General features: G+C 73.1%; 6 protein-coding genes. 5 read left to right on the forward strand and 1 reads right to left on the reverse strand.

Features of this window, described 5'->3' with window-relative positions; translation table 11 throughout:
- Window positions 1–9: 9 nt before the first annotated feature.
- Window positions 10–2,136: an alpha/beta fold hydrolase gene (locus ACFYY2_RS08025; RefSeq protein ID WP_388738533.1), complete on the reverse strand. Its 2,127-nt coding sequence runs from the start codon at window positions 2,134–2,136 to the stop codon at window positions 10–12.
- A gap of 166 nt (window positions 2,137–2,302) precedes the next feature.
- Here ACFYY2_RS08025 and ACFYY2_RS08030 point away from each other — a divergent pair, with 166 nt between their 5' ends.
- The 5 genes from ACFYY2_RS08030 (at window position 2,303) to ACFYY2_RS08050 (ending at window position 6,781) form a co-directional block, all read left to right on the forward strand.
- Complete coding sequence (locus ACFYY2_RS08030; protein ID WP_014154257.1) at window positions 2,303–2,497, forward strand: hypothetical protein; 195 nt, start codon at window positions 2,303–2,305, stop codon at window positions 2,495–2,497.
- A 71-nt stretch (window positions 2,498–2,568) separates the two neighbouring features.
- Window positions 2,569–3,486 carry an N-acetyl-1-D-myo-inositol-2-amino-2-deoxy-alpha-D-glucopyranoside deacetylase gene (gene mshB, locus ACFYY2_RS08035; RefSeq protein WP_388738537.1) on the forward strand — a complete coding sequence of 306 codons (918 nt, stop codon included), beginning with the start codon at window positions 2,569–2,571 and terminating at the stop codon, window positions 3,484–3,486.
- Window positions 3,483–3,944, forward strand: coding sequence for a DUF6113 family protein (locus ACFYY2_RS08040; RefSeq protein WP_388738540.1), 462 nt, complete (start codon window positions 3,483–3,485; stop codon window positions 3,942–3,944). The genes mshB and ACFYY2_RS08040 overlap by 4 nt, the downstream gene beginning before the upstream one ends.
- A gap of 430 nt (window positions 3,945–4,374) precedes the next feature.
- On the forward strand, window positions 4,375–6,186 hold the full coding sequence (locus ACFYY2_RS08045) for a hypothetical protein (RefSeq protein WP_388738543.1): 1,812 nt from the start codon (window positions 4,375–4,377) through the stop codon (window positions 6,184–6,186).
- 157 nt (window positions 6,187–6,343) lie between these two features.
- Window positions 6,344–6,781 carry a VOC family protein gene (locus ACFYY2_RS08050; RefSeq protein WP_388738546.1) on the forward strand — a complete coding sequence of 146 codons (438 nt, stop codon included), beginning with the start codon at window positions 6,344–6,346 and terminating at the stop codon, window positions 6,779–6,781.
- The last annotated feature ends 261 nt before the right edge of the window (window positions 6,782–7,042 follow it).

Below are 7,042 nucleotides of genomic sequence, written 5' to 3' on the forward strand. Positions count from 1 at the left end.
GGGCGCGCCCTACAGCCGGGGCAGTCCCAGCGAGCGCCTGAGGAAGTCCACCTGGAGCAGGAGCAGGTTCTCGGCGACCTGTTCCTGCGGGGTCATGTGCGTCACCCCGCTCAGCGGCAGCACCTCGTGCGGCCGGCCGGCGGAGAGCAGGGCGGAGGAGAGCCGCAGGGCGTGGGCCACCACCACGTTGTCGTCCGCGAGGCCGTGCACGATCATCATCGGCCGCGCCGGGCCGGCGGGCTCGGAGAGTCCCTCGTCGGTCACCAGCGAACTGTGGGCGTACACCTCGGGCTGCGCCGCGGGGTCGCCGAGGCAGCGCTCGGTGTAGTGCGTGTCGTACAGCCGCCAGTCCGCGACCGGCGCCCCGACGACGGCCGCGTGGAACACGTCGGGACGCCGCAGCACCGCGAGCGCGGAGAGGTAACCGCCGAACGACCAGCCGCGCACGGCGACCTTCGAGAGGTCCAGCGGGAAGCGTTCCGCCAGTGCGTGGAGCGCCTCGACCTGGTCGTCGAGGGCGAGGGTGAAGTCGTCCCTGACGGCCTTCTCCCAGCCGGGCGAACATCCGGGCGCGCCCCGGCCGTCCGCGACGACCACCGCGAATCCCTGGTCGGCGAACCACTGGGACGTGAGGTGCGGGTTGTGAGCGGCGACGACACGCCGCCCGTGGGGGCCGCCGTACGGATCCATCAGCACCGGAAGCGGACCGTCTGAGTCCGTGTATCCGGAGGGGAGCAGCACGGCGCACGGGATGCGCCGTGCGCCCCCCTGGGTGAGGTGCACCCGGGCCGTGAGGACCGGATCCTGGGCGAGATTCGCCACGGTGGCGATCCGCCTGCCGTCACCCAGCACCCGTGCCGCCGTGCCGGGGTGCTCCAGGGAGGCGGACAACAGCACCGTCACCCGGCCCGAGCGCACCGCGGAGTGCACCCCGGCGCCCTCGCTCACCCGCTCGACGCCCAGTTCGTTGACCCGGTACACATGGCTCTGCCCGGTCTCCGGGTCCGCCGCGCCCTCCCCGGCGGTCGCCTGCACCAGGATGTCCGACTCGCCGATGTCGAGCACCGCCTGGATGTGCAGCCGGTCCCCGGTCAGAAGTCTGTCGCCGACCGCTAGCACCCGGGCGCCGCCCTCGTCGGTGATCCTCACCAGCCGTCCGTCAGGGGCCCAGGCGGGCACCCCGGCGAAAAGATCAAGCCAGATGTCGTCCTCGTCGACGTGCACCGTGCGCGTGGCGCCGGTCTCCGCGTCGACGGCGAGATGCAGCTGGCTGCGCTGGTCGCGCGCCTGCACGAGAAGCAGCGGCGCGCCGTTCGACGACCAGTGCACGCGTGCGAGGTAAGGGAAGCGCGCACGGTCCCACACGACCTCCGTACGGTTTCCGTCCAGGTCCGTCACGAACAGCCTGACCTCGGCGTTGGCCGTCCCGGCCGCCGGGTAGCCGACCTCGGCGGGCCTGCTGCCGGGATGCGCCGGATCGGCGATCCACCACCGCTGGACGGCGCTGTCGTCGACCCGGGCGACCAGCAGGCGGTCCGAGTCGGGGGACCACCAGAAACCGCGGTAGCGGCTCATCTCCTCGGCCGCGACGAACTCCGCGAGGCCGTACGAGGTGTTCTCGTCCTCCGGTCCGGCGACCACGCGGTCGCCGTCGCCCTCGGCACCGACCACGCGCAGTGCGCCCCGCACGACGTAGGCGACGTGGCGGCCGTCGGGGGAGGGCCGCGGATCGATCACCGGGCCCGGCACCGGCAGGGCGCGCGCCGTGCCGGCCCTCAACTCCGCGACGTACGCCCTTCCGGAGAGCGTGAAGGCGGCCAACTCGGCCGCGTCGTCGACGGCGTAGCCCACGATGCCCGCCGAACCCTCCCTGGTCCGCTCGCGGCGTGCCCGCTCCTGCGGTGACAGCTCCTCCGCCGAACCGCCGAGCAGGGCGGCGGGGTCGGCGGCCACGCGCTCCTCGCCCGTCCCCGTGTCCAGCACCATGAGCCGGTTCGCCCGGTCGGTGCCGGAGGCCGACCTGAGGAACAGCACCCGCGTCCCATCCGGTGAGACGGTGAACGCCCGCGGTGCGCCGAGAGTGAACCTCTGGGTCCGGGCGTGCTGGCGGGGAAAAGACAGCTTCTGCGAGGTCATGGCCCCGAACCTAGCCCGCGCCGGGCGGTCCGTGCGCCCCTCGTGCTGCTGTGCCCCGATCAATGCGTCGGCACGGATAGTTATGATCCGTAGCGCTCGGTGGGTATGAACCTGCTGGCTCCATGTGTGCTGCCTGTCCCGACCGTACTGATGGAGGTGAACCGCCGTGGCACTCTCGATTTCGGCGGTGGTGCTGCTGGCGATCGTCGTCTTCCTGCTGATCCGGAAATCCGGACTGAAGGGCGGACACGCGGTGGTCTGCATGTTGCTCGGGTTCTACCTGGCGAGCTCGTCGATCGCACCGACCATCTCGGAGGTGACGTCGAACGTGGCAGGAATGATCGGGGGCATCAAGTTCTGACCGGTACGCGGTGCGCCCCGGAACCCGTGGGGCGTTCGGCCCGAGGGGCGGGCGGCTCGTAGGGTGGTCCCATGAAGGACCTTCCCCGCCGCCGTCTGCTCCTGGTGCACGCGCACCCCGACGACGAGTCGATCAACAACGGCGCCACCATGGCCAGGTACGCGGCCGAGGGCGCCCACGTCGCCCTGGTGACGTGCACCCTCGGCGAGGAGGGCGAGGTCATCCCGCCGGACCTCGCACACCTGGCCGCGGACCGTGACGGCGGTCTGGGCACCCACCGCAGCGGCGAACTCGCCGCCGCGATGCGGGAGCTCGGCGTCACCGACCACCGCTTCCTGGGCGGCCCCGGACGGTACCGCGACTCCGGAATGATGGGCACCGAGCCGAACCACCGCCCCGGCGCCTTCTGGGCCGCCGACCCCGACGAGGCGGCCGTCTCCCTCGTCGCGGTGATCCGCTCCCTGCGCCCCCAGGTCCTCGTCACGTACGACCCCGACGGCGGCTACGGCCACCCCGACCACATCCAGGCGCACCGCGTCGCGATGCGGGCGGCGGAGCTGGCCGCCGATCCCGCGTACGACGCCGGTTCCGGCGCCCCGCACACCATCGCCAAGATCTACTGGAACCGGGTGTCGCGGCCGGTGGCCGAGGAACTGTTCGCCGGGCTGCGCGCGGCGCGGCCCGAGGTCTTCCCGGGGATCGCCGCGATCGACGACGTGCCCGGTGTCGTGGACGACGCGGAGATCACGACGGAGATCGACGGCTCGGAGTACGCCGCGGCGAAGACCGCGGCCATGCGGGCGCACGCCACGCAGATCGCCGTGGACGGGCCGTTCTTCGCCCTGTCGAACGGCCTCGGGCAGCCCGTCCTCACGACGGAGTACTACCAGTTGGTGCGGGGAGTGCCCGGCGGGGACGACGGGGGCAGGGAGCACGACCTCTTCGCCGGCGTGCCGGACGCGGCCCCGGCACCGGGAGCACGGACATGAGCGGCAGGCAGAGGCCGCGCGCCTCGTCGGAGTCGCCGCGCACCAACGCGCCGCCGAGAAGCCCGGCGCCCACCGGTCTCGCCGCGCCGCCCAATCCGGCGCGGATCCCGCTGTACGTGGGCCTGGTGGTCCTGGGAGCGGCGGTCGGACTCGCGGGCACCCTCGTCCAGGCGGCCCTGTTCCCGGGCGGGTTGCTGCTCGCCCTCGCCGCGTCGGCCGGACTGTTCTACGGCGGCCGGGTGCTGACCGGGACGCAGCTCGGCGCCCTGGTGCCAGCGGTGGGCTGGTTCATCTCCGTCGTCCTGCTGCTGGGCGGGCGTCCCGAGGGCGACTACGTCTTCGGCGAGGAGATCGGCCTGGCGCTCTTCCTGCTCGGCGGAATGGCGGTGGCTGTGATGTGTGCCACGATGTCACGCCTGCCATTTCAGGCCAACGACACCGGCCGACCTGGCACATGATGTGGTATGTCCGCCTCCGGATTCCTCCTCCGCCGGGTGATGGGTGCATCCTTGTCTCCCCCGGGCGCGGACGGTCTCAACGTGGCGGCCAGTATGGTGGTGCGCGCGCCGAGCCGTCCCCTGGCCTGCGGCATGGGGGAAGTACGGGCGGCGGAGCCAATCGGGAGAACCTGCTTTGAGTCGTGAAACTGACAGTTCGTCCTCCGGTCCCCAGGGGCGCGGCGGAGCCGCGTACCCGTCGGGTACGCCGCCGTACGGATCACGCCAGTATCCGTCGCTGCACCCGTCACAGGACGGGCCGGACGACACTCCGGAACCTGCGGATCCGCCTCAGCCCGAGGAGCCCAGAACAGAGACGACGCTGACGACGCGCATCCGGATCAACATCCCCGGTTCGCGTCCGATCCCGCCCGTGGTGATGCGTACGCCGATGAGCGAGACGGACCCCACGGGCGGTGCCCCGGCCGGCGAGCGGACCGGCAGCACGCCCAAGCCCGGCGCGTCCGCGCCGTCCTCCGGCGGAGCGGTGCCCGGACCCGGGGCCGAGACCGGTGACGGCGCCCCGGCCCCCGAGACCCCCGCCGAGAAGCCGGCCCGGGAGAAGAGCGGCAGCGACTGGTTCGCACCGCGCAAGGCTCCGACCCCGCCCCAGGGGACGGCGTCCGCCACGCCGCCGCCGGGAGTGCCCGGGCCCGGATCCGGCGGCCCCGGACCCGGTCCGGCTCCGACGCCGCCCCGCGTGGACTCGCCGTACTTCTCGGACGGCCCGCAGCAGCCGGGCGCACGTCAGGGCGGCGGCGCTCCCGACGGGCTCGGCTCCGGCGGGCCCGGCGGCCCGATGACCACGCCCGGCCCCGGTGCGCGGCAGCCGGGCGGTCCCGGCCCGTCCGGTCCCACCACCGGCCCGGTCACGGGGAGTTCCTCCCTCACGCCGAACCTCGACAACTTCCCCGGCGGCCCGGCTGGTGCGGGCGGACCCGCGGGACCCGGCGGCCCGGTCGGCGGCCGTCCTGGCGGCCCCGGCGGGGTGCCGCCGCGGATGTCCGACGACACCGCGATCCTCACCCCGCAGACTCCGGTGCCCGGCCTCGGCCAGGTCCCCGGCGGAAACGTGTCGGGTGACACGCTCACCAGCGGCATTCCCGTCATCCCCGCGGGGCCCCGCCCGGCGTTCCCCGGCGGTCCGGGCGGCATCAGGCCGCCCGAGGGCCCCCAGGGCGGCGGCGGACCGGCCGACCCGGGCGCTCACGTGCCCGCGCCGCGGCCCGCTCCGAAGCCCGCGCCTCCCGCCAGGAAGGGCCGCTCCAAGCCGGTCCTCCTGGGTGCGGCCGTCTTCGTGCTGCTCGGCGTGGCCTACGGTGCCGGGCTGCTGCTGAACCACTCCGAGGTGCCCAAGGGCACCACGGTGCTCGGCGTCGACATCGGCGGCGGCACGAAGGAGGAGGCGGTCACCAAGCTCGACGCGGCCTTCGGCAAGCGCGCCCAGGCGCCTCTCAAGCTGTCCGTGGACGGCAAGGAGGAGGAACTCGCCCCGGACAAGGCCGGTCTCACCCTGGACAGCCAGGAGACCGTCCGCGGCGCTGCCGGCAGCGACTACAACCCGGTCTCCGTCATCGGCTCCCTGTTCGGCGCGGCACGCCCCGCCGACCCGGTGATCCCGGTCGACGAGGAGAAGCTCGGGGTCGCGCTCACCGACCTGGCGGGCGTCGCCGGTTCGGCCAACGACGGCACGATCGAGTTCGAGCCGAACAAGGCCGTCGCCGTGCCCGGCAAGGCGGGCAAGTCCCTCGACGTCAACCGGTCGATGGTCTCGGTGCGCGACGCCTATCGCGCCCAGGTCCAGACCGGCGAAGCGGCGGTCGTCGAACTGCCCGTCGCCGCGACCGAGCCGACCATCAGCCAGGCCGAACTGGACCGGGCGATGAAGGAGTTCGCGGAGCCCGCGATGTCCGGGCTGGTGACGATCAACGCGGGTCCGAAGACGATCGACTTCGGCCCGGCCCGGTCCCTGCCGCAGATCCTGTCCATGAAGCCGGTCAACGGCAGGCTCGTGGAGGTCTACGACAAGAAGGCCATCGAGACCCTGCTGGACGGTGTCTTCGACGGGGTGATGATCACCAAGGCCGACGGCAAGCAGCACCAGGTCGGCCCGGACGACGTCGCCCACGCCATGCAGGGCGCGCTGCTCGGCAAGACCAAGGCCGAGCGGACCGTCACGATCGACCTGAGCGGCGAGGGCTGATCCCCGGAGCCGCGTCCGACCGCCCCCGCCCGGACATCCGGGCGGGGGCCGTCGTGTTCCCGGCGCCGGTCACGGCGCGTCCGGCGCCAGGACCGCGCCGGGGGCGACCGGCTCCGTACCGCCTGTCCGAGAAGGACCGTCCGAAGGGGAGGGACCTGTGTCCACCAAGTGGAGTCTGACGATCGACTGCGCGGACCCGGCCGCGCTCGCGAAGTTCTGGGCGCTGGCGCTCGGCTACGTGGAGAAGCCCCCGCCGGCCGGATTCGGGAGCTGGGAGGAGTGGTTCGCGCACCACGACGTCCCCGAGGACGAGTGGAACGACGGCGCGTATCTGTCCGACCCGGACGGCGCGGGGCCGAACCTGTCCTTCATGAAGGTGCCCGAACCGAAGACGGTGAAGAACCGTCTGCACCTCGATGTGCAGGCGGGTGGCGGACGTGAGACCCCGTGGGACACGCGGTGGCCGCGGGTGGCCGGGGCGGTGGCGAAGCTGGAGGCGGCCGGCGGGACCGTGCTCCGGGAGTACGAACTGCGGGGGCGCCCCGACCACGTGATGATGGCCGATCCGGAAGGCCACGAGTTCTGCGTGCTCTGACGGCCCGGGCGCCCGTACAGGCGCCGTCAGCCGCCGAGTCCCCTCCCGGGTGTACGGGAGGGGACTCGGGTACCGCGGGGAGGGCTCGGAGGGCCCTGTCGCCGGGGCTAGGAGGTCCTACGGGAAGGACACCACCTGCGAGGGGACGGTCGACGTTCCGGACGTGGGTGATCCGGTGTTGTTGATGACGTGTTCGTACTGTCCCTGGCCGCCGAGGGAGACGACGAGGAGGTCGTGGAACTTGACGCCGGGTTTCACGGG

Source organism: Streptomyces sp. NPDC001822 (genome assembly GCF_042892135.1).
Lineage (GTDB): Bacteria > Actinomycetota > Actinomycetes > Streptomycetales > Streptomycetaceae > Streptomyces.